18 protein-coding genes are annotated in these 22839 nt (G+C 42.2%); 6 read left to right on the forward strand and 12 right to left on the reverse strand.

Features of this window, described 5'->3' with window-relative positions; genetic code table 11:
• Positions 1-120: 120 nt before the first annotated feature.
• The 3 genes from UYI_RS0119580 to UYI_RS0119590 all read right to left on the reverse strand — a co-directional run bounded on the left by UYI_RS0119580 (position 121) and on the right by UYI_RS0119590 (position 3148).
• Positions 121-843, reverse strand: coding sequence for a pyridoxine 5'-phosphate synthase (locus UYI_RS0119580; RefSeq protein WP_016868371.1), 723 nt, complete (start codon positions 841-843; stop codon positions 121-123).
• A gap of 464 nt (positions 844-1307) precedes the next feature.
• Positions 1308-2312 carry a HEAT repeat domain-containing protein gene (locus tag UYI_RS0119585; RefSeq protein WP_026086059.1) on the reverse strand — a complete coding sequence of 335 codons (1005 nt, stop codon included), beginning with the start codon at positions 2310-2312 and terminating at the stop codon, positions 1308-1310.
• Positions 2313-2617: 305 nt separating this feature from the next.
• Complete coding sequence (locus tag UYI_RS0119590; RefSeq protein ID WP_016868373.1) at positions 2618-3148, reverse strand: hypothetical protein; 531 nt, start codon at positions 3146-3148, stop codon at positions 2618-2620.
• A gap of 89 nt (positions 3149-3237) precedes the next feature.
• Here UYI_RS0119590 and UYI_RS36970 point away from each other — a divergent pair, with 89 nt between their 5' ends.
• Complete coding sequence (locus tag UYI_RS36970; RefSeq protein ID WP_016868374.1) at positions 3238-3384, forward strand: hypothetical protein; 147 nt, start codon at positions 3238-3240, stop codon at positions 3382-3384.
• A gap of 63 nt (positions 3385-3447) precedes the next feature.
• On the opposite strand, the gene UYI_RS0119600 is transcribed toward UYI_RS36970, so the two are convergent.
• Positions 3448-3825, reverse strand: a complete 378-nt coding sequence (locus UYI_RS0119600) for a cyclic nucleotide-binding domain-containing protein (protein ID WP_016868375.1) — start codon at positions 3823-3825, stop codon at positions 3448-3450.
• 347 nt (positions 3826-4172) lie between these two features.
• Here UYI_RS0119600 and UYI_RS0119605 point away from each other — a divergent pair, with 347 nt between their 5' ends.
• From UYI_RS0119605 to UYI_RS0119615, 3 genes are all read left to right on the forward strand, one after another.
• On the forward strand, positions 4173-5879 hold the full coding sequence (locus UYI_RS0119605) for a dipeptide ABC transporter ATP-binding protein (RefSeq protein WP_016868376.1): 1707 nt from the start codon (positions 4173-4175) through the stop codon (positions 5877-5879).
• Between the two features lie 237 nt (positions 5880-6116).
• A complete protein-coding gene (locus UYI_RS0119610) occupies positions 6117-6413 on the forward strand; it encodes a type II toxin-antitoxin system RelE/ParE family toxin (RefSeq protein ID WP_016868378.1) in 297 nt (98 codons plus the stop codon).
• A 10-nt stretch (positions 6414-6423) separates the two neighbouring features.
• A complete protein-coding gene (locus tag UYI_RS0119615) occupies positions 6424-6735 on the forward strand; it encodes a HigA family addiction module antitoxin (RefSeq protein ID WP_016868379.1) in 312 nt (103 codons plus the stop codon).
• A gap of 6 nt (positions 6736-6741) precedes the next feature.
• On the opposite strand, the gene glsA is transcribed toward UYI_RS0119615, so the two are convergent.
• Complete coding sequence (gene glsA, locus UYI_RS0119620; RefSeq protein ID WP_016868380.1) at positions 6742-7713, reverse strand: glutaminase A; 972 nt, start codon at positions 7711-7713, stop codon at positions 6742-6744.
• Between the two features lie 110 nt (positions 7714-7823).
• Positions 7824-8723 carry an alpha/beta fold hydrolase gene (locus tag UYI_RS0119625; RefSeq protein WP_016868381.1) on the reverse strand — a complete coding sequence of 300 codons (900 nt, stop codon included), beginning with the start codon at positions 8721-8723 and terminating at the stop codon, positions 7824-7826.
• 662 nt (positions 8724-9385) lie between these two features.
• On the opposite strand from UYI_RS0119625, the gene bchE reads away from it, so the two are divergent.
• Positions 9386-10969, forward strand: a complete 1584-nt coding sequence (gene bchE / locus UYI_RS0119630; protein ID WP_026086060.1) for a magnesium-protoporphyrin IX monomethyl ester anaerobic oxidative cyclase — start codon at positions 9386-9388, stop codon at positions 10967-10969.
• Between the two features lie 62 nt (positions 10970-11031).
• Here bchE and UYI_RS0119635 read toward each other — a convergent pair whose 3' ends face one another.
• The 4 genes from UYI_RS0119635 to UYI_RS0119650 all read right to left on the reverse strand — a co-directional run bounded on the left by UYI_RS0119635 (position 11032) and on the right by UYI_RS0119650 (position 16604).
• On the reverse strand, positions 11032-14877 hold the full coding sequence (locus UYI_RS0119635) for a caspase family protein (RefSeq protein WP_016868383.1): 3846 nt from the start codon (positions 14875-14877) through the stop codon (positions 11032-11034).
• A 291-nt stretch (positions 14878-15168) separates the two neighbouring features.
• Entirely contained in the window at positions 15169-15306 is a 138-nt protein-coding gene (locus UYI_RS36975) for a hypothetical protein (RefSeq protein WP_016868384.1), read from the reverse strand.
• Positions 15300-16328, reverse strand: a complete 1029-nt coding sequence (locus tag UYI_RS0119645; RefSeq protein ID WP_016868385.1) for a hypothetical protein — start codon at positions 16326-16328, stop codon at positions 15300-15302. Before UYI_RS0119645 ends, UYI_RS36975 begins: the two co-directional genes overlap by 7 nt.
• A 27-nt stretch (positions 16329-16355) precedes the next feature.
• On the reverse strand, positions 16356-16604 hold the full coding sequence (locus tag UYI_RS0119650) for a hypothetical protein (RefSeq protein WP_016868386.1): 249 nt from the start codon (positions 16602-16604) through the stop codon (positions 16356-16358).
• A gap of 204 nt (positions 16605-16808) precedes the next feature.
• On the opposite strand from UYI_RS0119650, the gene UYI_RS0119655 reads away from it, so the two are divergent.
• Positions 16809-19016 carry a PAS domain S-box protein gene (locus tag UYI_RS0119655; protein WP_016868387.1) on the forward strand — a complete coding sequence of 736 codons (2208 nt, stop codon included), beginning with the start codon at positions 16809-16811 and terminating at the stop codon, positions 19014-19016.
• A 90-nt stretch (positions 19017-19106) separates the two neighbouring features.
• Here UYI_RS0119655 and UYI_RS0119660 read toward each other — a convergent pair whose 3' ends face one another.
• Both UYI_RS0119660 and UYI_RS0119665 read right to left on the reverse strand, forming a co-directional pair.
• Positions 19107-19781: a CHAT domain-containing protein gene (locus UYI_RS0119660; RefSeq protein ID WP_016868388.1), complete on the reverse strand. Its 675-nt coding sequence runs from the start codon at positions 19779-19781 to the stop codon at positions 19107-19109.
• A 252-nt stretch (positions 19782-20033) separates the two neighbouring features.
• Positions 20034-22703 (reverse strand): CHAT domain-containing tetratricopeptide repeat protein, encoded by a 2670-nt coding sequence (locus UYI_RS0119665; RefSeq protein WP_016868389.1) that lies wholly within the window; start codon positions 22701-22703, stop codon positions 20034-20036.
• Positions 22704-22839: the final 136 nt, after the last annotated feature.

The following is a 22839-nucleotide window of genomic DNA, read 5'->3' on the forward strand; positions in this document are numbered from 1 at the left end:
TTGCTGTAACCGCAAATACCATTAAATTTTTAGATTTCGCAGAAACTTTTCCTATTTATTCAATTACCAGTTACCAGTTAATCAGTCAAGAGTAAGTGATAACTAATAACAGTTCACTGTTTACTGATTCCCGCGCATAGCTAATTTCATTTCCTGAACTGCTCTTTCCATACCTACTAATACAGCCCGACTGATGATGGTATGACCTATATTAAGTTCTTCCATACCAGGAAGACAAGCAACGGGGAAGACATTCCAGTAGGTGAGTCCATGACCAGCGTTGATTCGCAATCCGGCTTTGATTGCTTGTTTACATCCAGCTGCTAACAGGTCTAATTCTTGTTGACGACTAGTTTCATTTTTCGCCTCCGCATATCGACCAGTGTGCAATTCAATAAATTTTGCCTGCACCATTCGAGATGCTTCTATTTGTGCCGATTCTGCATCAATAAACAGACTCACTGGAATGTCAGCAGCCTGTAGTTTATCAACAACTTCTCCAATTCTATCAATCTGACCTGCGACATCCAATCCACCTTCTGTAGTCACTTCTTCCCGTCGTTCAGGAACTAAAGTCACATAGTCTGGTTTGATATCGAGGGCTATGGCTACCATTTCATCTGTAGCCGCCATTTCCAAATTCAAATGTGTTCTGACTGTTTGTCGCAATAAACGCACATCCCTTTCTTGGATATGTCGTCTATCTTCTCGCAGATGGGCAGTAATGCCATCTGCACCACCTAATTCTGCCAATACTGCCCCTGCGATAGGGTCTGGTTCCACTGTCCGTCGTGCTTGCCGGATAGTGGCAATATGGTCAATATTTACGCCGAGTGTAGGCAACCCTAGTCTCTCCCTAATCCACAATCCAGAGATGATTTTAGCGGAAATACTGGTTTGGTAGTCAATTGTTATTTGTTAGTAGTTAGTGGTGAGTCAGCGCGCAGAAGGGGGGGTTCCCTCCCCCAACCCCAAAGGGGGCCCCTAGCCCCCAATCCCCACGACCGACAGGGAGTGGGGGGCCGGTGAGTCCCCCATGAGCAACTGACGAACCTGAAGGGTTGATTGTTGGTTGGTTTTTAGTAGCCATTTGTCATTGGTCATTTGTCATTTGTCATTGGTCATTCGTCATTGGTTATTAGTTTTTCTCCGCGTCACCCCGTCCCTGTTGTCCCTAATTCCGGATTCCTCCCACTTTCCCCATTGCCCCCCAACCCCACAAAGTGGGGACTCCTAGCCCCCCACTGCCCCTAATCCGCAGAGGGGGCCGGTGAGTTCCCCATCACCCCACCTCCCCACCACCACGCTTACGGTATTCTTGGTGAATTATCAGATAGACTGTCACCAGAAGGCAAACTCCGTATTCGATTCATTTGTGCAAGGGCGTATCTTGCTGTTGCTTGGACATCAGGATCGGAATCTTGGACTGCATGACATAAAATCTGGCTAATTTGAGCCATCATGTCATAAACACGAGTGAGATCACGGATAGCATTTTGCCGTACTTGTGGGCTTTGATCTCGTAGAGAGATAGCCAAAGCGTTATTCATCGGTTTAAGTGTGCTGATGCCAATTTCTGCTAAAGCAGCCAAAATTAGACTCCGCTGTTGTGAGTCTGCATCAATCATTAAATCTACTAACGGTTGAATCGCCCGGGAGTCTCCTTGTTGCCCTAAACTCCAAATTGCTTTGCGTCGCTTGATGGGATCAGGACTGCTTAAATCTTGAATTAATTCTTCAACAATATTGACTTTGGCTAGGCGAGAAGTGCTTTCTGTTGGTGATGGTGGCAGTAATTTTACTGTTTGTGATGTGGTAGATACTTGTAGAGTAGTATTTAATTCTTGTGGAGGCTGTGTTTCCTGTTGGGAATCTATATCAGTGGAGCTATCCAAAGATAAAGTATCACTTTTACTAGGCATAACTTTTTTGCTTCTGCCCAATAATTTTATTAAAAATAACAATGCACCAGTAGCTCCCAAAATCGCGATCGCCACTACTAACCACCAGATCAAGTCGTGTTCTTTTGATTGCTTGTTATTTTTGGTGGGTTCCGGGTTAGAACTGGCAAAAATATTTTTATACCAAGTTGTGTGCAAACGTAACAGATGCTTCCCAGTGAGGAAATTGGGAGATTGGGAGACGGGAGGATTTTCTAATGTAGTTTCCCCATTGCCCCCCAACCCCACAAAGTGGGAACCCCTAGCCCCCCATTTCTCAAAGTTTTGTGTTGCCGTAGTTGGGGAACTGTAGCCCAAACTCAGGTAAGTAAAACAGATAGTCAGCACAATTGAATAACGGCATAGCCTCATATACTAAGTTTCAGTCAGAATATATGTGGAATTCATGGATACCACGATAACTTCAGACAGAACTAAATGTTAATTATTATTTTGAAAAAAATTTTTACGTCAGTATTTTCAATATGGTTGGCAACGGTGGTTTATTGTTGGGAATAAGCATTTTCTGGGAGGATTTAGCGATGATCCTCACAGGATGAAAAAATATAGATGAATGTATTATTTACTACCGTTATCCATCTCTGTAGATTGGCTTCTGTACTCAGGAAATAGGGTACAATATTTCTCCCCATCTTCCCCTGTCTCAATTAATATTTTTAGCCTTTCGTCTGTTTTTCCAGATACTGACGCACTCCTTCACTCATTTGCAATAGATTTGGTTCAACCTTTTTGCCGAGAAAATCTTCAACTATATTTGCGACTTTGGTCGCAATGAACCAAGGTACACCTTTGATTTGCTTGGGGTCAATCATCATTTCGCCACGGCTTTTAATAAGTGTGGCATCACCATCTGCAATAAAGCGGTTCTTGCCTGCACAGTGAACCGCTTCGGTAAAAGCATGAGTTTTAATCTGCCACTCCACCACAAACTCAGCTTCGTTCCAAGTATTGTATTCTGTCCAAGACAGCATATCTTCATTAAGTATGGCCCTTGCTGCCAAGGGGATGTCTCCGCCTCCGTGCCATTCGTTAATACTGTAAATTCGTTTATCTTCCTCGCGACGAGATTTCACCTCAATTTGGCGCACGTTTGGCATGTAGGGAACAAGTTCAATTAGCTTATCCCGATAGGTAGCGTAGACTAGGGAGAGTGGAAAAGAAATCCGCGTATCAGCAGATATGAGCATTTGTTAATCGATTTTGATTTGAGATTTTGAATAAAAGACAGTTTTCAAGTTAACTGGAGCTTTCATATTATCAATATGACTGGAAAGTTATGTTAGCTGGATGTGCGATCGCCCTGTTGGATGTAGAAATTTCCGTAACTGGAACTTATGCACTTCTGTTTAGAAATATTCTGGATTTTCAGTTGATTTGCGGCTGGCATATAAAAAGCGATCACGAACCTGGACACCAATGGTAATGACAGTGATTTACTGAACTGTGTCCTATGTTGGTTATATTGCACTCATGCTTTACTAGCTCTTCACGAGTGTAACTCTTGTTGCCGCAAACGGTTCAGACGCTCCGAGTAATTTCTAATTACCTCGATCGCAAACACAGGGGTTTCCTGAACAGCGAACAGAAACCTTGCTTGATCTAGAGAAGCTAGCTTGCAGTCTGTCTTAGCGATCGCTGTATAAGTTCTGTTTTTGATACCAATCAGCACTCCCGTACCAAAAACATTTCCTGCTTCTATAGTCTCTACAACCCTACCATTGACTAATAAATCTACTTTTCCTTCTACGACACCATACATACAATCTCCTGGTTGTCCTTCCTGGAAGATAACTTGACCGGGTGAAAATATTACTGGACCAGGTTGTTTTTGAAAAATGGTAATAGTTTGTATAGGCTCTAACATACTTTTATCACCCCACTTCCAAAGAAATTTAAATTATAGTGTGCTTTATTTTATAGATTTTATGAACAAAATTTCACACTCTAATAATAATTTTGATACATTGTCTGCAATGAAGTCGGTAGACATTAACAAACAAAAATGGGTAATGGGTAATGGGTAATTAAGATACTGATGTTTTTTCCCATGCCCGATGTCCAATGCCCAATGCCTCTTTGAAGCTTTGAGCGGAGGAAACCTCCACACCCTTTCCTTGAAGTCGCTATCGCGCCTACAAACTTCTCTGTGCCGTCTGCCTTTCTCTGTAAGCAATTATCTGAACTTGATATTACTGGTGATAGCTAAATTATATGAGTGATACCTTATTCTCTATTGAAAATTTGCGGGTTGCCTATCCTCACAGTAGTGATGAAAATACTCAATGGGCTGTTGATGATGTGTCTTTCAGCCTCCAACCAGGTGAAAAAATGGGATTGGTAGGAGAGTCTGGGTGTGGTAAGTCGACTTTGGGAAGGGCAGCAATGCGATTGCTACCACCATCTACTCGGATTGAGGGACGGGTAACATTTCAAGGACGGTCGGTGTTTAATTTGACACCTGTAGAGATGCGAAAATTTCGGGGAGAAGCAGTGGCTTTGATCTTTCAAGACCCAATGACGCGCCTCGACCCATTGATGACCATTGGCAACCACTGTATTGAAACGCTCAAGGCACACTCACCCCAATTGTCAGCCAAAGCAGCGAAAGAAAAAGCGATCGCTACTTTAGAAAAGGTCAATATACCTGCTACTCGCTGGAATCAGTATCCCCATGAGTTTAGCGGTGGAATGCGGCAACGGGTTGCAATTGCTTTAGCTTTGTTGTTGCAACCAAAGCTGATAGTTGCCGATGAACCCACCACCAGCTTAGATGTCACTGTCTCGGCCCAGATTTTGCAGGAACTCACCCGCCTGTGTGCTGAAGAAAACATGGCCCTGTTGCTGATTTCCCATGATTTGGCAATGGTGGCAGAGTATTGCGATCGCATTGGCGTGATGTATAACGGCAAAATGGTAGAAATAGGTGCTACAGAATCCGTATTTCGGCATCCCCAACACGAATACACGCGATCGCTTCTCCAGGCAGCTTTGCATATTCAGGCAGTGCAAGGGACTGGTGACAGGGGACAAGGAGGACAAGGAGGACACGGGGGAATTCCTCCTTTGTCTTCTCCCAATCCCCAATCCCCAATCCCTGATCGCCGATCCCCTATTCTGCGTGTTGTAGACCTAAAGCAGCACTATACCATTGAGCCTAATTTTGTCGAACGTATATTTTTTAAAGGGCCAGGTCAAACTATCAAAGCAGTTGATGGCATAAACTTAGAACTTTATCCAGGAGAGATTTTAGGATTAGTCGGGGAGTCTGGTTGTGGTAAAAGTACATTATCGCGAACAATTTTGCAACTAATTCGTCCTAGCGCTGGCAAAGTTGAGTTTCTTGGTCAAGACATTACTAACCTATCTCGGCAAGAAATTCGTCTGCAACGGCGGCAAATGCAAATGGTCTTTCAAGATCCTCATGCTTGCCTCAATCCAGCGATGACGGTAGGACAAAGTATAGCTGACCCATTATTAATTCACCAGCTGGCAACTCCTGAAGAAGCAAAACAACAGGTTTTGCAGATGTTGGCAAAAGTTGGGTTACAACCACCAGAAGTTTATTATCAGCGTTATCCCTCAGATTTATCAGGAGGACAGCAACAACGAGTCGCAATTGCTCGTGCTTTAATCACTCATCCCAAACTTTTGATTTGTGATGAACCCGTGAGCATGTTAGATGCTAGCGTACAGTCACAAGTATTAGATTTGATGCTGGAGTTGAAAGAAGAATTTGATTTAACGTATTTATTTATTACTCATGATTTATGGTTAGCGAGGTTCTTGTGCGATCGCATTGCCGTTATGAATAGTGGCAAAATAGTTGAAATGGGCCCCACTAAAGAGATTTTTGCCAATCCCCAACATCCCTATACGCAAACTCTCCTTGCTGCTGCGCCTTTGTTGGCAAGAGCATGAGGAAATGAGGAGTTAAGCTCATCCCCTGGAAGACACCGCTCTTGATTTCACGGGTTTTGGGTAATTGGTAATTGGTAATTGGCCCATTACCCATTACCACGCTTACGGGCGGCGGTTCGGAATGCCCCGCCAATGAGCTGGTTTCCCACCGTCTTTTTGTGAGAAGTAGTATTTGTAAAATTAAGATTAGCTAATGATTTTCTAGTTTTAGCATGACATCCGTGTTATCATGTTAAAATGATATTGTCATTCAAAGACAAAGGAACTGAAGACATTTTCGATGGGAACAATTCTAAAGACGCTCGAAAGAAGTGTCCCAGCAATGTTTGGGAAGTTGCACGGAGGAAATTAGACCAATTGAATGCTGCTTTTTCTTTGGATGATATAAAAGTGCCACCAGGCAATAGATTAGAGGCACTTAAGGGAGATCGAAAAGGTTACTACAGTATTCGGATTAATGATCAATATCGAGTTTGCTTTGCATGGACACCAGAAGGCCCTTCTGAGGTTGAAATAGTGGATTATCATCATTAGAGGTAGTAAAATGAGAACTCCAAAAAATCGTCCTCCAACACACCCTGGAGAGATCCTGCTTAAGGACTTCTTAGAGCCAATGGGAATATCACAAACTGAACTTGCACAAGCAATTCATGTTCCCTACCAGCGAATTAATGAGCTAGTGAATGGTAAGCGCGGTGTGACACCAAGTACTGCGTTGCGTCTCTCCAAATTCTTTGGAAACAGTTCTCAGTTCTGGCTTAATCTTCAGCAAAATTGGGATCTATATCATGTACTCAAAGAAGAAGAGGATGACATTAAAGCCATATTGAAGTTTAGTTATACTTCAAACGGCTAAAATTAACTATTGACTATTGATAAACGACGAACACTCAAACAAATGTAAACCAAAACGTTGAGATAGTTCCTCGCACACCTTGACTCCCCGGACGCTGTTTCCGCGTGCATCTAAGCGCGGTGAAAATACTGCGATTCCCATTTTGTCAGGTACTACCGCAATAATTCCACCAGAGATACCACTTTTGGCAGGAATACCAACTTTGTAAGCCCATTCACCAGCAAAGTTATACATCCCACAGGTGTACATGACACTCAGAATGTCTTTAACATAACAGCTTTTTATCGCTTGTTCATTGGTGATGGGATTGACACCCTTGTTAGCTAATGTCGCCGCCATCACTGCTAAATCATGGCAATTGACCATCACAGCACACTGCTGGAAGTACAAATCCAACGCTTCATCAATGGGTTTGTCAATCATGCCAAAGTTGAGCATGAGATGCGCCATCGCCCGATTACGGTGTCCGGTAGTGCGTTCTGAGGTGAATACTGAGATATCAACAAATACATCACGCCCGATGTATTTCTGGAACATATCCAACATCCGGTTTAAACGTTCGGTTGCGTCCGACCCTTTGATTAAACTAGTGGTGGCGATCGCTCCTGCATTGACCATTGGGTTGTAAGGTCGCTTGGATTGTTCGTCAAGGACAATGGCGTTAAATGCGTCTCCTGTTGGCTCCACACCCACTCTGGTCAATATATAATCTCGCCCATGATCCATAAGAGCGAGTCCGTATACAAACACCTTTGATATGGATTGAATCGTAAACAGCTGCTGATAATCCCCAACTTCGTAAATTTCACCGTTCACATTGACGATGCTGATGGCGAACAACTCCGGGTCTACCTTGGCTAATTCTGGGATGTAATTCGCAACTACTCCATCCTGTAATGACTCGTATTTAGAATACAAGTCATCAATAAAAGCTTGTAATGAAGATAAATTTTTTGCTAGTTCTTCTTGGTTTGTCATGAAGCTAAGTACAAAAATCTGAAGGATGAAATCAGAAAAAATATTAGCTATGTTATAACTTTGACAACTCTCCGGCTAACCGCTCTTCGGTTAGCCAGAGGATCTCAAATTCACATTGACAAAGACCCTAACCATTCCACAATCTGCGAATTCACCACATCCGGCACTTCATCGTGAGGACAATGTCCAGCACCAGGAATGGGAACGATTTTGATATTTTTACCATTCTCTTGGGCTTGCTCGTAAATTTTCGCACCAGTGATGGGTGTCCAAGGATCGTCAGCACCCCAAATAACCAGCAGAGGATGTTGGACTTTGGGCAATAGTTCCGCCGGAGTGGGACCAGGAGGTGCTGTGAGGATGGAAGCAAAGACTTTTTGCGCTCCCGGATCGCAAGATGGTGTATAAAGCAGATCTACCAATTCATCAGTAACAGCTTGGCGATCGCGATAAACTTGGTAGAGAGTCCGGCGAATTTGGTGTTTTTGCCGAATGCGATTAAATACGAAACTCCCGGTAATTGGATGACCAACAAGTTTATTAAAAGCAGACATCACAACTCGCAGTGGTGGGTTCAATTCGTGGGGACGATGACTTAAACCCCCCGCAGAGTTAATCAACACCCCACCCACAGCAATTTCTGGATGTTCGGCTAATACCATCAAGCTCAGAAGTGCCCCGATAGAGTTACCAATAAATACAGCTGGTTCGTTAATATGGGCTATCCAAAAATCTTTCAGTAGTTCTACCCACACTTCCACTGTATAATCAATAGGCGCTTTTTCTGAACCACCAAATCCCAATAAATCAAGGGCAAATACTTGATAGCCAGCATTGGCTAAAACAGGGATATTTTTTCGCCAGTGGCCAATACAAGCACCAAAGCCGTGAACTAAAACCAAGGGCTTGCCTGTACCCAGGACAGTGTACTGAATTTTGTAACCTTGCCAAGTCCAGATGTGTTTTGCAAAAGTGGCTGTTGTTGGTAGCTGCTGTGTGTTTACAGTCATTATTAAGATTCGTCAAGCATTTATTTATATAGTAATTTTCTCAAACTTCCAAGGGTAATTGAAGAAGGCAGGAGGCAGGAGGCAGAGGGCAGAAGGGACAATTAAGAAGGGGATTCAGACCCCTCCTTAATTGAGGCCACTGAACTTCGTTTGAGTGGGGGTCACGGAACCCTTACTCTCTCCGGTCGTGGCAGAGGGTAGAAAACATTATTCCTTCTGCCTCCAGCATAGCTGCCCTCTGCCTTTCTTGATAAACTAAGGCGATCGCCCGTTGTGGGCAATTGCCCCTGGGTTATAGCTTGAAAATGGGTGTGGGGTGTAAGGGTGTAGGAGGAGTTCAATTTTCATGTCCTCGTTGTGTGATTTATCACATGACCGTCTAGCTTATAGTAAGAATGCTTATCACAAGCATTTTTTTGATCAAAGCTAATTCCAGATTAAGTTTTGAAAATCTTGCTTTTTTTTACAATTTTCATCGTTTTAAAGTTATATAAAAATTAAGTTGCAAAACTAAATCACGAGTAATGGTTTAGTCAGCAAATTATCTAAGAGGGGAAAAAGAACTGTGATTATGCAATTCATGTATCAATTCCAACTTGTAATTAATGCTTGCCAAAGCAATTTAATTTGGTTGTCATCTGTCAATAATAAGGAGCCAGATTATGCGGATAATGATGATTCAACCCAATTATCATTCTGGTGGTGCTGAAATTGCGGGAAACTGGCCACCCAGTTGGGTTCCGTATGTTGGTGGGGCGTTGAAGACTGCTGGCTTTAGGGATATCCGTTTTGTGGATGCCATGACAGATTATATTGCCGATGATGCTTTAGCGCAAATCATCGCCCAGCATCAACCGGATGTAGTGCTAGCAACGGCGATTACGCCGATGATTTACCAATCCCAAAAAACCCTGAAGATTGTTAAAGAAGTTTGTCCCCAAGCTAAAACTATCATGGGTGGGGTTCACCCTACCTATATGTACAATGAAGTTCTCAACGAAGCACCTTGGGTGGATTATATCATCCGAGGAGAAGGGGAAGAGATTACAGTTAACCTGCTGCAAGCCATAGCTAATGGTACAGATGAGAGCGATCGCCGTAATATCTTAGGTATTGCTTTCCTCGAAAATGGGCAAGTCGTCGCCACACCAGCCCATCCCCCCATTGCCGATTTGGATAGCCTCACCCCAGATTGGAATTTATTAGATTGGAGTAAATATATTTATACCCCTCTCAACGTACGGGTTGCTGTTCCTAACTATGCCAGAGGATGTCCCTTCACCTGCCGTTTTTGTTCTCAATGGAAATTCTGGCGTAGATATCGTTCCGCTACTCCCAAGAGGTTCGTCGATGAAATTGAAACCTTGGTGAAAAAACACAAAGTCGGCTTTTTCATTCTTGCGGATGAAGAACCAACAATCAACAAGCCGAAATTTATCGCTTTGTGTAACGAACTAATAGAACGCAACTTAGGCGTTTACTGGGGAATCAATACACGAGTGACAGATATTTTGCGGGATGAGCAAGAACTACCACTTTACCGCAAAGCCGGACTGGTGCATGTTTCCTTAGGGACAGAAGCAGCAGCGCAGTTGAAGTTGAATTTGTTCCGCAAAGAAACAACTATCGAACAAAACAAGCGTGCCATCAAACTATTAAATCAAAACGGCATCGTTACAGAAGCTCAATTTATCATGGGTTTGGAAAACGAAACCCCAGAAACAATCGAACAAACCTATCAAATGGCCTTGGATTGGAAAGCAGACATGGTGAACTGGAATATGTTTACACCTTGGCCATTTTCCGAATTATTTCAAGATTTAGGCGATCGCGTCGAAGTTCGTGATTATTCTCAATATAACTTTGTTACTCCGATTATGAAGCCAGAGGCTATGGAACGGGAAGATGTCCTCAAAGGAGTACTGCGGAACTACGCCCGTTTTTACCTACGCAAAACCTTTGAATACTGGTTTGTCAAAGATCCATTTAAACGCAAGTATCTTTTAGGTTGCTTAAAGGCATTTGTGCAAACAACCCTCAACAAACGCTTCTACAACCTCAAACGAGTCAAGTACGATGGACTGCACACCAAGATAGAACTAGGATTTGATGAGTCGAAAATTCTCACCCGCGAACAAATTGCCCAGCGTAAGCAACAACATCCAGAATTGATGGCGGACGTAAATTTCACAGGTAACATTTCCGCGTGCGGCGCACCCAACGACCTGCCGAAGTATGATGAGTAATACCACTTAGCTACCAACGCATAATCCATCTGTGTGCATCGGTGTGTATCGGTGTTCGACTACTAAAAACGACTGTTGTCAAGACCATAACTCACATCAAAACCTAATTGACTATTCCTTTGCTGATTATCTGGTTTTTGCTCCTGAGTCCGATTCCAAATAATTAAACCAGCAATTACAACTATCGACAAAGCAATTACCCAGATGACGGGGCCATTCACCGTAGAACGATTTTCGGTTGGTTGATTTCTGGCTGGTGATGGACTGGGAGCAGTATCGGGTATAGGATCGTGGGGTGTGCCTGGCGGAATAATCATGGTGATATCTTCGTAATTCACCCTGCTATGACGCATAGTTGGGAGTTGTAGCTGTGGTTGAGAAGTTCTGGGACTGAGTGATTGAGAAAGCGCTTTAGCTAGTGCTTCTAACCCAGCTGGATGATTAAAATAGGTGAGATGGTCACAGGCTGGATTTGGTGTGAGTATCTGAGGCTGGGGTGAACGGTTGGAACTCACGCTTTTGATACTGGCGAGAGTCACAGCGATGTCGTTTGGTTGTTCAAAGAAGACTAAGTTGACTACTTGATCTATACTTTGACCAAAAAGTTTAGACATTAACCTTTGTAAGGGACTTGATTGTTTGTCTAGTTGAGTTTCTGTGGCTGCGGGAACAAGGGAGCGATCGCCTGCCACGATTGTATAATGAACACCAGGATCGGGATTTTGGGCTAGTTGTTTGAGAAATTCCGAGTCTGGATGCATTTGCTCAAGGGAATGATTGTTGGTCTCCAGATATTCCAATAAATTCGCTACTACTTTTGCAGGCCAAGCGATCGCTGCTAGTTGATTCAACCCAAACACCAATATTGTAAATACCAAATCTTGTACAGCAGGCCAAGGAGAACCAGCGTTGGGTGTACCTAGCATGACTAAATGTTGCACTATTTCCTGCCCGCCTTCTCGTTCAATCAACCAACGAGAGACTAAACCACCCATTGAGTGAGCAACAATATGTAACTGTTTGCCGTGATTTGTTCCTAAAGCAACTGCTTGTAATTGCTGTTTTAAAAGCCGGGCATTTTCTTCAATGGTAGTATTGAGATTTTCGTAATCGAAGGTCAAAATTAGGTCATATAAATCTTTGATGGGGCGCTGTTGTCCATCTACTGTAATTATGGTTTTTTGAATACTAGGAACTAGAGATTCTGTATCACCAATAATGCCATGAATGTAGAGAAGAATTCGCTGAGCTTGAGCAACTTTTGCTGTGACTGATGCGATATTTTTGTCATAGATTACTTGCTCGTTTTCATCAACTGTTGCTGCTGCTAAAATTGGATATTCAAATGTTTTTCCCAGTTTGCTACAGATGACTTTTTCAAAAAAGATGCGAATGGAACCTTGTAAAGAACGGCTACTTTGTGTTGGTACAGGTAATCTTTCGATAGTAATTTCTGTTTTACCATCAACAGTCTTTTTACCTTTTCCTAAGGGTAAGAAAAATTCCCCGTCATAACCTATAGGTAAAAGATATTCGTTGTCGGCAATTTCTCGGTCAACTAGTAATTTCAGAGGTGCTGTTTTGGTGACGACAGTGTGGTCTACCACGTTGCTTAATTCTAAACCACTCAAGCCAGGGTCACTAGCTCGGCTGGTAGTAAATTGAAATGGTTCGGTAATAGATAATTGTTGCAGAAGGGGAGGTAATATGACATTTCCGATGTCTCTGCTTGTTTGCGCTACGGTTGTCAGATTAACTTGTGCTTGCAAACTTGCATGGGGTAACACCTCCACTAAACAATTTTGTAATAAAGTCGGGCGATCGCTCTGCAAATTTTGAGCATCTTGGGGACGAACGATGGTGACAGCAATTTCCTGTGTCAGCCAATCATCATTGTTACCTCTGGCTTTCATCCTGACAGCATTGCGATCGCCAGTTTCCTGCATTAAACTTTCCAGCACACTCCTTCCCCCAATTGAACGTTTGGGTGAAGGTGGGTTTAAGCCATCTTGCTCTAACAAACTTGCATTAAATTCTGAGGTGCTAACAATCAACTTCAATATATCTTTGTATTCGGTAATTCCTTGTGCCAAAAACTCATCGGGAATCACAAAACCAAGGTCAGCAAAACTTGTAACGGTAACACTATTTTCACTACCTTTTGGTGCTAAACGAATGCTACTTTTTTCTGGGAAAAATGGCAATTCTACGCCGTAGTTTTCTGTAAGATTGAGGACATTACAATAAAGAGTTTTATCACTATTATTTGTGAGTCTAATTTGAATAATTGGTGGTGTCCATTCACCATTGTCATTGGTATACTCTAACCGTATTTCTGCACTTGAGTTAGATGCTTGTCGTCCAGACAAGACAATAATTTCCATTTGGATATCATCAGGTTGAATGCGACTTGTCGCGGGACTTTTGAGTTGCAAAATGTTTTGCCAACGGGCAATATGTTCTAAACGCTGAACAGCTTTGTTAGCAAAGTAAGGCATGTAGCCAGCCTGAGTTGATTGTTCGGGAATGGGAGCAACTACAGGACGTTTACTAGCAGAAAGTACAATCCAATATTGATTTTTATCTGCAAGCAAGTGATAATCTGCATCTTCTGGTGTTGTTACTTGCTGCACATACAAAGAACCAGTGTTTGCCAGTGTTTGACGCGCCAATTCCACACCTGCGGCTTGACCATCGAAATACACTTTCAACGGGGGCAATGGTAGGCTTGTGATTACTGCCCAATAACTGGTATTTTCGAGAAGGCGATCGCTACCATCAATTATTTCTACTTTGCTCCGTTGTCGTAACACCTGGGTCAAGCGTGCTTCACCTAAAGCATTTCCTAAATCCCGTAACTGTTCAACAGGAGTGCCGACTGGGAAAATAGCTAGGAGAGTATCTCCACCATCAGTAGTTTTTGGGATACCGTGAAGAGCGCCAGCATCAATCACCCAACTATTTTCATTTTCACTGTAAGTCAAAGTCAAGTAATGAGAACGCTCTTGAATTGCACCACCTAAAAATGGTTTATCTAACTCCTGTGGATCAGTGGCGTCAATTTGTGGTGATTGTTCTTTCAGTTTGCCACTGATTAAAGCATTAAGATTTCTAGCTAAATCCCGATAAGTGATATTACCATTGGTTTTTTCCAGGGTTTGTAGCAAAAAGTAAGAAAAAGCACCACGAGATTTACCATCTTCAGCTTTATACTCTTTCGCTTGTTCGTAATCTCGACACGCAGATAACATTACGTGTCTACCCTTTGGTAATACTACCCCCGTGATTTTTTTATCTAAGCTGCGAGAAGCAGGTAATTCTTCGACAAAATTTAGATTGTCTTGGGCAAAAATATAGCTACTTAAAGGGCGATCGCGATAATCTGTAGGAGCTTGACGTACATTGACTTCTATGTCTCTTGTCCCAGAACCTGAGTGACAGCAGTCGAGAATGACGACAACATGAGGATTTTTTTGAGCAACTTGACTCAGGAGATAAGCTATTTCTTTATCGGCTAAATCTCGACTAGTGATTGTCCGACTATCGTAACAAACCAAAGTTTCATCCAAATGGTCTGGTTCTAAACCCCAAAATTCCTGTGGTGACTTTTGTTGCCCACCATGACCAGCATAGTAAAATAGTACAACATCTTCACTGTCAGCATTGCACAGATGCTTCCGAAAGCCATCAATAATTGCCTGACGAGTGGCATTTTGATTGATGAGTATCCAAGGCTGATTTGTTGGTTCTACCAAATTCCATTCGCGATCGCCAGCTACACGTTCCCGCAGATATGTTTCTACGGCGCTAATGTCGTTAACGCAACCCCGCAAAGATGGTATAGGTGGAACAGAAGCAGGATCGTATTCATCAATACCGACTAGTAGCGCGTAAATGTTTTTAGCCATAATTACTCCACTCAGTCAGGCTGTTTTGACATTTTTATCTGAATTAAGTTGGTGATAAATCACACAAGTTATGCATTATTTCTGAAATTAATGTTGCTTTGATATCATTGCTGGTTAAAAAAGTTTTTTGCTCAACCACCAATACACAAAGTATGCCAAGAAAACTCTTTTTTTATAAAAATTTACAGTAGTCTTATTTACATATAAAAACACTAACGCAATTCATAATACATTATTGTTGGTAGTTGATTGTTGGTTGTTAGTCAATAATCAATTGTTAGTGGTTAGTGGTTAGTAGTTGGTGGTTAGTAGTTGGTTGTTGCTAATTTCCAATGCCCAACGCTCACCCCTCATACTCCCCACACTCCTCATACTCCCCACACTCCCCACACCTCCCCATCTCCCCACCTCCCCATCCCCAACTAACATCCAACTAAATTCCAAAAATACCCATCTGGTGCGACAAAGGAAAAACTTGGTTCTCTAAATTCGTTTTCGGCAATATTTGTAAACTTTTGTATGGAACTAGCTTTTATGCGATCGCAAAACTGATGAAGTTCTCGTACTCTGTAGGTGTACAAACACATTCCCAAACTGCCTGGTTGTGCTGCTTCATAGCGGGAATCTAGATTTATTGAACTAGGAAAGCGAATAATATAAAGTCTGCCACTACGTGCTGCCATCATGTCAGTTGTAGAAGAACGCGGATCATCAAAGGCGGTGACAAAAAACTTTTCACCTGGCTGGAGATCAAAAATTTCTCTACCAGCTAAGGATGATTCATAGCTAGTCTCGACATCATCACGCACCCGTAACAAACCCAAAACTTCGTCATAAAACTTCAATGTTTCTTTGCTGTCATCTTGAATTACCATCCCCATGTGGGTAAACTGACTGGTCTTGAGAGGAGAATTGATATCAATGTTGCCGTAATCAGGGAGTGTATAACCAAACCTTTGAAAAAAAACTTGTCGTGTTAATGGTTGTAGCAGCAGCATTTCTCGCACTCCCACCATAGTTTCAACAAAAGGACGGTTTTTCCTTTCTTTGTGATAAATAACTTCCCAATGGGGACGGGTGAACCAGAGCGGCCAACCAGCTGCTTTTGCCTGTTCTACGTGATTTAAGATATTTATAATGTCGGCGGTTAAAGTTGTTGCCCAACGATTACCCTTGACTTTCATTGATCCCATCTTTAACCCGTTATTTATAGGGTTTTGCCAAATCATTAGACGAATCAAACCATGATCTGCATTTTGGTGGTAAAGGCGAATTGATCGTAAAGCTGAGTCAACACCATATAATTGCTGAGCTGTCGTTGCTGATAATTTACCTTCTTCACCAATGCGATAACCGAATTGCTGCCAATACTGAATCGCCGAGATGGGTTCTGGAACGCCAATACATACTTCATAGATGCCTTCGATGACATTTTGTTTTCCCTGATGCATATTTTTATATATGTATGCAACAAATAGTTAACTTGAATCAACCTTGAGCAAAGATACCTGGGTTTTTTTAAGTTGGGCTATTTTGAGCTTTGGGGTGTCATTTTTATTGTCGCTGTTATCAGCTCCAGCAAGTTCTGATAACATTTGACAAAATTGTTGATACAAATACAAATTCTCTCCCTTGTCTTCCTTGTCTTCCTTATCTTTCAGTTTGCCAAGTGTATCAGACTTATGGTGAAACGGTATGAGGCAATGTGTTTTCGTTAGTTTCTCCATTTTTCCCTTAGTATCCTCAACCTACAATTGTAAACATTAAACTTTTCTGAATCTAACTACTGGATTTTCCCTAAAGAAAAGGTTAAAAAAATTACAGATGTGTTTTTCACAAGGATAAAATCTACGCATCTACCCTAAGAATGAAGTTTTGGCTACTGAGTTCTCAACTATTTTTCTAACTGTCATGAAAAAAAGGTGGTTGCGGTGTATCAGGAATGTGGACATTACTATCTATGTCAACTAAAACTGGCCTGGCTGGATGCTATATCCAACTCTGCGATCGCCTTTGCCTATTACTTGATTCCGATCATAGTTGTTTATTCTGCTCGTAAGCGGCAAGATTTGCCCTTTCAGTGGATATACCGTTTAATTACAACCAGTGTTGTAATTAGTAGTACCATTGATCTGATAGAGGCTTGGATGTTCTGGCGCTCGCAGTATTGGTTGTTGGGATTACTCAAAGCGATCACGGCTTTTGGTTTATTGTGTGCAATGATCCTACTAGTGCGATCGCTTCCCAAAGTTCTGACTATTCCTAACTTCACAGAACTAAAGCAAGCCAATCACCAGCTTGAGTTGGAAATCAAAGAACGCCATTTTGCAGAAGAAGCATTACGGGAAAGTAAAGAGCGCTTTCACAACGCCTTTGACTACGCCGCTATTGGCATGGCGTTGGTGGGGTTAAATGGTAGTTGGCTACAAGTGAATCATTCCTTGTGTGAAATTGTTGGTTACTCAGAAGCAGAATTACTCTCTAAGACTTGCCAAGAAATCACCCATCCAGAAGATGTAGATACTGACTTTGACTACGTGCGTCAACTACTGACTAGTGAAATTCGCTGTTACCACATGGAAAAGCGATACATACACAAGCTTGGACACGTGGTATGGATTATGTTAAGTGTATCGCTAGTGTGCGACATCCACGGTCAACCCCTATACTTTATTACTCAGATTCAAGATATCACTGAGCGCAAACGGGTTGAACAAACTTTACAGCAGCAGGCTTATATTTTTGAAAATATCTCTGATGGCGTGATTATAACTGACTTATTGGGTCGCGTTATAGACTGGAACCGAGCTGCCGAAAAGATGTTTGGCTACGGCAAAGCAGAAGTATTAGGTAAAAACCTCGGCATATTGCATAAACCAGAAGAGTCGGCTGTACTCACACAAAAAATCATAGACGAGTTGCACACTGCCAATCGTTGGGCTGGTGAAATAAATTTTGTTCGCAAAGATGGTACAGAAGGGGTATGCGAAACAGTATTTGTACCACTGTATAACGAACATGGTCAGCCCAGCGCCACCATTGGCGTCAACCGCAACATTACAGAACGCAAACAAGCAGAAGCCGCTTTGCAAAAAGCTAATGAGCAACTTACCTCTTGGGTGCAGCAACTTGAACAACGCAACCATGAAATTGCTCTACTGAGTCAAATGAGTGATATTCTCCAAGCTTGTCTCACAGTTGAGGAAGCATATAAAGTAATTGCTCAGTTAATCCAGCCTTTGTTTCCCGAGACATCAGGTGGAGTGTTTATTATCAGTTCCTCCAAACACTTAGTCGAAGCTGTGACTACTTGGGGAGACTCAACTCTTGCGAGTAAAAAAGTATTTTCACCCAAGAACTGTTGGGCTTTGCGACGGGGGCGATCGCATTTTGCCACAGCTGACGATCATAGTTTACACTGTAGCCACATTGAGGAAGACTTATTTGGAGGCGAAGCTCTTTGTGTACCAATGATGGCTCAGGGTGAGGCTTTAGGTATGCTACATTTCCATTGCCCACAAAAAGGACAACTAACAGCAGCCAAACAACAATTAGCCTCTGCGGTTGCTGAACGTATCGCCTTAGCTTTAGCTAACTTAAGACTCAATGAAGCCCTGCAACAACAGAGTATTCGCGATCCTCTCACAGGTTTATTTAATCGCCGCTACTTAGAAGAATCTTTAGAACGAGAAATCAGTCGAGCCGAACGCAGCCAGAAACGAGTAGGCATCATTATGATGGATGTCGATCATTTTAAAAGCTTCAATGACAGATTTGGTCATGAAGCCGGTGATATCGTATTGCGCGAACTTGGTGGATTTTTAAGAAAACAAATTCGCAAAGCAGATATTGCCTGTCGCTACGGCGGCGAAGAAATTATGTTGATTTTACCAGAAAGTTCTTTAGATGTTTGCCAAGAAAGAGCCGAACGAATTCGGCAAACAGTGAAGCATTTGGATATACAACATCAACGCCAGAAACTGGGTTGTATTAGCTTGTCATTGGGAGTAGCCATGTATCCAGAACATGGTATAACAGGTGCAGCAGTGATAGAAGCTGCCGATGCTGCTCTATATATTGCCAAAAAAACCGGACGCGATCGCGTCGTCATGGCTCAATCTCAGGTGAGTGTGTATTGAGCGTTAGGGAGACAAGGGGGACAAGAATTCGCATTGAAAACACTCTGCTACCTGGTGCGCCTACGCTGCGTTCCTTTGCGTTTAAAAACGCTACTTAGGTGAACCAATCAAAGTAAAAGCAGCCCAATCTCTAGAATTTGGATTTTCTTGTTTCATCTTTAATGATGCTTGACGCAAAGCACCAGCCACATCACCAGTTTTTTGTAACTGGCGATAAAACTCCATCATAAATTTAGCACTCGATTGCTCCGACACAGACCATAACGTGCCTATGATATTAGTAGCTCCAGCTGCCATGAGCGATCGCGCTACTCCAACTACACCATCTCCAGTAATTTTGCCTAAAGCCGTACGCTCACCACTGAGAACCACTAAATCTGCTTTTAAGTGCAACTCCTGGATTTCCTCAGCTGTAAGTAAACCATCATCTTGAGCAGAAGGTGCTAACACAATCACACCCACTTCCGGTAAAACATGGGTTGCCAGATGAATGATCCTAGCTTGGGTTAGCCTTTGTACAACAGCTGTTTCCGTTGCTGCATCCCCAACCAAAGCTTGAGTCTGGAACAACTTAGCAATACTAACTGCTTCTTTTGCTGCTCCTGGTAGAGGTGAAAAGTTAGACGATTTAGGATTACCAACTACTAAAATTTCTTGATTGCTATAAGATTCCTGATTTTGTCCAGTAGTAGTTTGTGCTAACGCAGGCGATAGAAAATTCCACAACAGGGCAGTACAAAAAAATACTTTACTTATAAGTTTCATTCTTGGCGACTAGCAATTGAGATTCGATAAATCGAACACCGATAAACACCGATGCACACCGATAATCCATCTGTGTTCATCTGTGTGCATCTGTGTTCGTTCTTCCCAAAAATATCAAACTCACGAGTAAACCCCCACTCATTTAGGATTCATAAATCGAACACCGATAAACACCGATGCACACCGATAATCCATCTGTGTTCATCTGTGTGCATCTGTGTTCGCTTTTCCCAAAAATATCAAACTCATAATTCACCTTGCTTCCCCAATTAGAGTAAACGCCGCCCAATTCTTCGGCGTATCAGGGTACTGTTTCACAAGCTTGAGCATCGCATCTCGTAAGGATTGGGCTTTATTGTTATTTTGCTGTAGCTGACGATAAAACTCCGTCATTAACTCGGCTGTAGGTGCATCGGGAACAGACCATAAAGAAACTAACACACTTTCAGTTCCAGCCGAAATAAACGAACGAGATAGTCCAATCACGCCATCACCAGAAATTCTACCCTCTCCAGTACTGCACGCACTCAAGACAACCAGTTCTGCATTGAGGGGAAGATTGATAATTTCATCAGCTGTTAGTAAACCATTATCCCCCTTACTAAGGGGAGCAAGAGCAAGCGCCCCCGGTATACCCAAATCCTCCCCGTAACTTGTACCATTTTGGCTACCGTATTCCAATAAGCCGTGGGTAGCCAAATGTATAAGTCTTGCTTTGGGTAATTGTTTAAGTATGTTCGTTTTTGTTGCTTGTCCGCCAATCATCGCAGGTGTTTGCAACAGTTGTGCGATCGCATTGGCTTCTTTTTCTGCCTCTGGTAGCGATTTTAATTTTATTTTAGGTAATATCGGCATTGGTGCGGGGTTGCCTACAATCAAAGCGGATGATTGAAACCTTTTGATGGAAGCATTTTCCCCTCTATCTTTATTTCTCCTTTCTCTAAGAGTTCGTGTTAAATCTAGCACTTGGATTGAAGGTGCGGTGAGAATAGTATGCTGTTCAATCAAGTACTTGCCATTTTGATCTTGCAGTGCTGGGAAAGGAACCAGAAATAAAGACTCTTGGGGAATGAAGACGACGTTAGCTTTGGGATCGGATGGTAATAAATCAGCAATGGGCGAAACTAGAATTTCGTGGAGTTGTTGTAACTGTTTTTTTTGACTTTGTTGATCGACAGTCACCTCTGCGGAAATAATACCGCGACTGTCATTCACACCCATATATTTACGGCTATTTTTAACCAGGTTTTCTAAAGACTTGTATTCTGTTTGCCATAAAAACTTCAAGTCACGCCGTCGGAAGTCAACTTTACCACTTGGCTGCACTACCCAAATAAATAGTTCTTGCTCTCTACCCCGTTGTTTGCCACGAAACTTAAAATCATCATGGGGAATGATTGTGTATTCTACAAGTGTGGCGTTTTGCTGACGGGCGATTTGGCGAATTTTCTCTATATTAGGTGCAGCATCAACAGATAAACTATAGGCAACTGATTTTACAGATGAGTTAGCCTTGATAGAATCTGTTGTTAATTTTCTAGCCAGTAACTCAGCAAAAGCACGGGCGCGTCCTTGTTCAGAAACTTCCAAGGCTGCTTCGGGTTTTTTACCAGTGATCAGAATTTGTTGTAGCAGGTTGTAGGTAGAGACTTGTGTATCAAAAATCGAGACTTTGTAGGTGTCGCTGAGTCCTAAACGCAGATTATCAAGTAACTTGACAGAATTACGCAGTTGTGATTCTGCTTCATTCAACTTGCCAGCACTAAAAAAAGCGTGTCCCAAATTGTTAAAAACCATCCCTTGGGCTGCTGGATCACCGATTTTCTGAAAAATTGCTAAACTTTGCTGCTGATGTTGAATAGCCTGTGGGTACTGTTGCAAATCTTCATAGACTAATCCCAAGCCACCTAAAGCTTCGGCTTCTAACTTATTATTTTTGGCAGTTTTGGCAATTTCTAAAGCCTGTTGATAATAATTCAGGGCTTTAGTGCGATCGCCTAAGGAATAATAATTAGATCCCAAGTTAATTAAAGTACTAGCTTTTCCCGCAGCATCATTAATTGACTCACTAATTTTCAAACTTTGTTCATGGAAAGTAATAGCCTGATCATACTTTTGTTGGTCGGCAGCAGCTGCGCCTAAGTTTCCCAAAGCAATTGCTTCCACAACAGTATCTTTAACTTCTCGTGCAATCTGCAAACTCTCTTGGAAAGTTTTAAATGCACTATCATAATCACCCAAAGACTTGTAAGCATTACCCAGATTTATTAATATCTTCGCCTCTGTTTTGCGATCTTTTAATTTTCGCGAGATTTGCAACGCTTTTTGATTTAATTCAATCGCAGTATTATATTTACCTAAGATGCGGTAAGCCTTAGCTAAATTACCTAAAATAATTGCTTCTGCTAAACTTTGCTTTGATTCCCGAACAACAATTAAACCTTGTTGATAATATTCAATGGCTTTAGTATAGTTTTCTTGATTGGCATAGATATCTCCTAGCGTGACTAAAGCAGCTTCTTCTCCTTGGCGATCGCGAACTTCTCGTGTCAGATTCAGGTATTGTTGTAAATGAGCGATCGCTTGCGGATAATCAGCGAGTTCTATGTAAACCGCACTCAGATTTTTCAGCGTCGTTGCTTCCCCCGGACGGTCTTTGAGAGTACGATAAGCCGTAAGCGCTTGTTGCCAAGATGTAATTGCTGAGTGTAATTGCTTTGCCTGATATTGTTCTACACCTTGTTTAAAGATGCGATCGGCTTGCTGACGATTTATTGTTTTTTGGGCAATGAGTGAAGCAGAAACAGTTGTCAAACCTGCATTAAAAGGTATAAAACCTGTAAACAAAGTGAGCAAAATTGTCAGGTTAATCAATTTGCATATTTTCAATATTAAACACAAACCATAATTTTCTTTTTGCATTTTCTCCTCCCTTCCCACTCCCACCTCTGTGTTCTCTCTTGCCTGGTGCGGTTTAATAAATTATTTTTTAACCGCAGTAGCCACAAAAAGCACAGAAAAAAAAGATAAGTAAAGCATTATGCTTAAAACTGAACTT

Source organism: Fischerella muscicola PCC 7414, from assembly GCF_000317205.1.
Lineage (GTDB): Bacteria > Cyanobacteriota > Cyanobacteriia > Cyanobacteriales > Nostocaceae > Fischerella > Fischerella muscicola.

Coding starts and splice junctions, on each gene's coding strand:
- UYI_RS0119610 (WP_016868378.1), top strand. CDS start 6,117: ATGATATTGTCATTCAAAGACAAAGGAACTGAAGACATTTTCGATGGG.
- UYI_RS0119660 (WP_016868388.1), bottom strand. CDS start 19,781: ATGAAACTTATAAGTAAAGTATTTTTTTGTACTGCCCTGTTGTGGAAT.
- UYI_RS0119605 (WP_016868376.1), top strand. CDS start 4,173: ATGAGTGATACCTTATTCTCTATTGAAAATTTGCGGGTTGCCTATCCT.
- UYI_RS0119600 (WP_016868375.1), bottom strand. CDS start 3,825: ATGTTAGAGCCTATACAAACTATTACCATTTTTCAAAAACAACCTGGT.
- UYI_RS0119635 (WP_016868383.1), bottom strand. CDS start 14,877: ATGGCTAAAAACATTTACGCGCTACTAGTCGGTATTGATGAATACGAT.
- UYI_RS0119585 (WP_026086059.1), bottom strand. CDS start 2,312: ATGAGGCTATGCCGTTATTCAATTGTGCTGACTATCTGTTTTACTTAC.
- UYI_RS0119645 (WP_016868385.1), bottom strand. CDS start 16,328: ATGCATCAGGGAAAACAAAATGTCATCGAAGGCATCTATGAAGTATGT.
- UYI_RS36970 (WP_016868374.1), top strand. CDS start 3,238: ATGTTAGCTGGATGTGCGATCGCCCTGTTGGATGTAGAAATTTCCGTA.
- glsA (WP_016868380.1), bottom strand. CDS start 7,713: ATGACAAACCAAGAAGAACTAGCAAAAAATTTATCTTCATTACAAGCT.
- UYI_RS0119625 (WP_016868381.1), bottom strand. CDS start 8,723: ATGACTGTAAACACACAGCAGCTACCAACAACAGCCACTTTTGCAAAA.
- UYI_RS0119650 (WP_016868386.1), bottom strand. CDS start 16,604: ATGGAGAAACTAACGAAAACACATTGCCTCATACCGTTTCACCATAAG.
- UYI_RS0119615 (WP_016868379.1), top strand. CDS start 6,424: ATGAGAACTCCAAAAAATCGTCCTCCAACACACCCTGGAGAGATCCTG.
- UYI_RS0119590 (WP_016868373.1), bottom strand. CDS start 3,148: ATGCTCATATCTGCTGATACGCGGATTTCTTTTCCACTCTCCCTAGTC.
- bchE (WP_026086060.1), top strand. CDS start 9,386: ATGCGGATAATGATGATTCAACCCAATTATCATTCTGGTGGTGCTGAA.
- UYI_RS0119665 (WP_016868389.1), bottom strand. CDS start 22,703: ATGCAAAAAGAAAATTATGGTTTGTGTTTAATATTGAAAATATGCAAA.
- UYI_RS36975 (WP_016868384.1), bottom strand. CDS start 15,306: ATGTTAGTTGGGGATGGGGAGGTGGGGAGATGGGGAGGTGTGGGGAGT.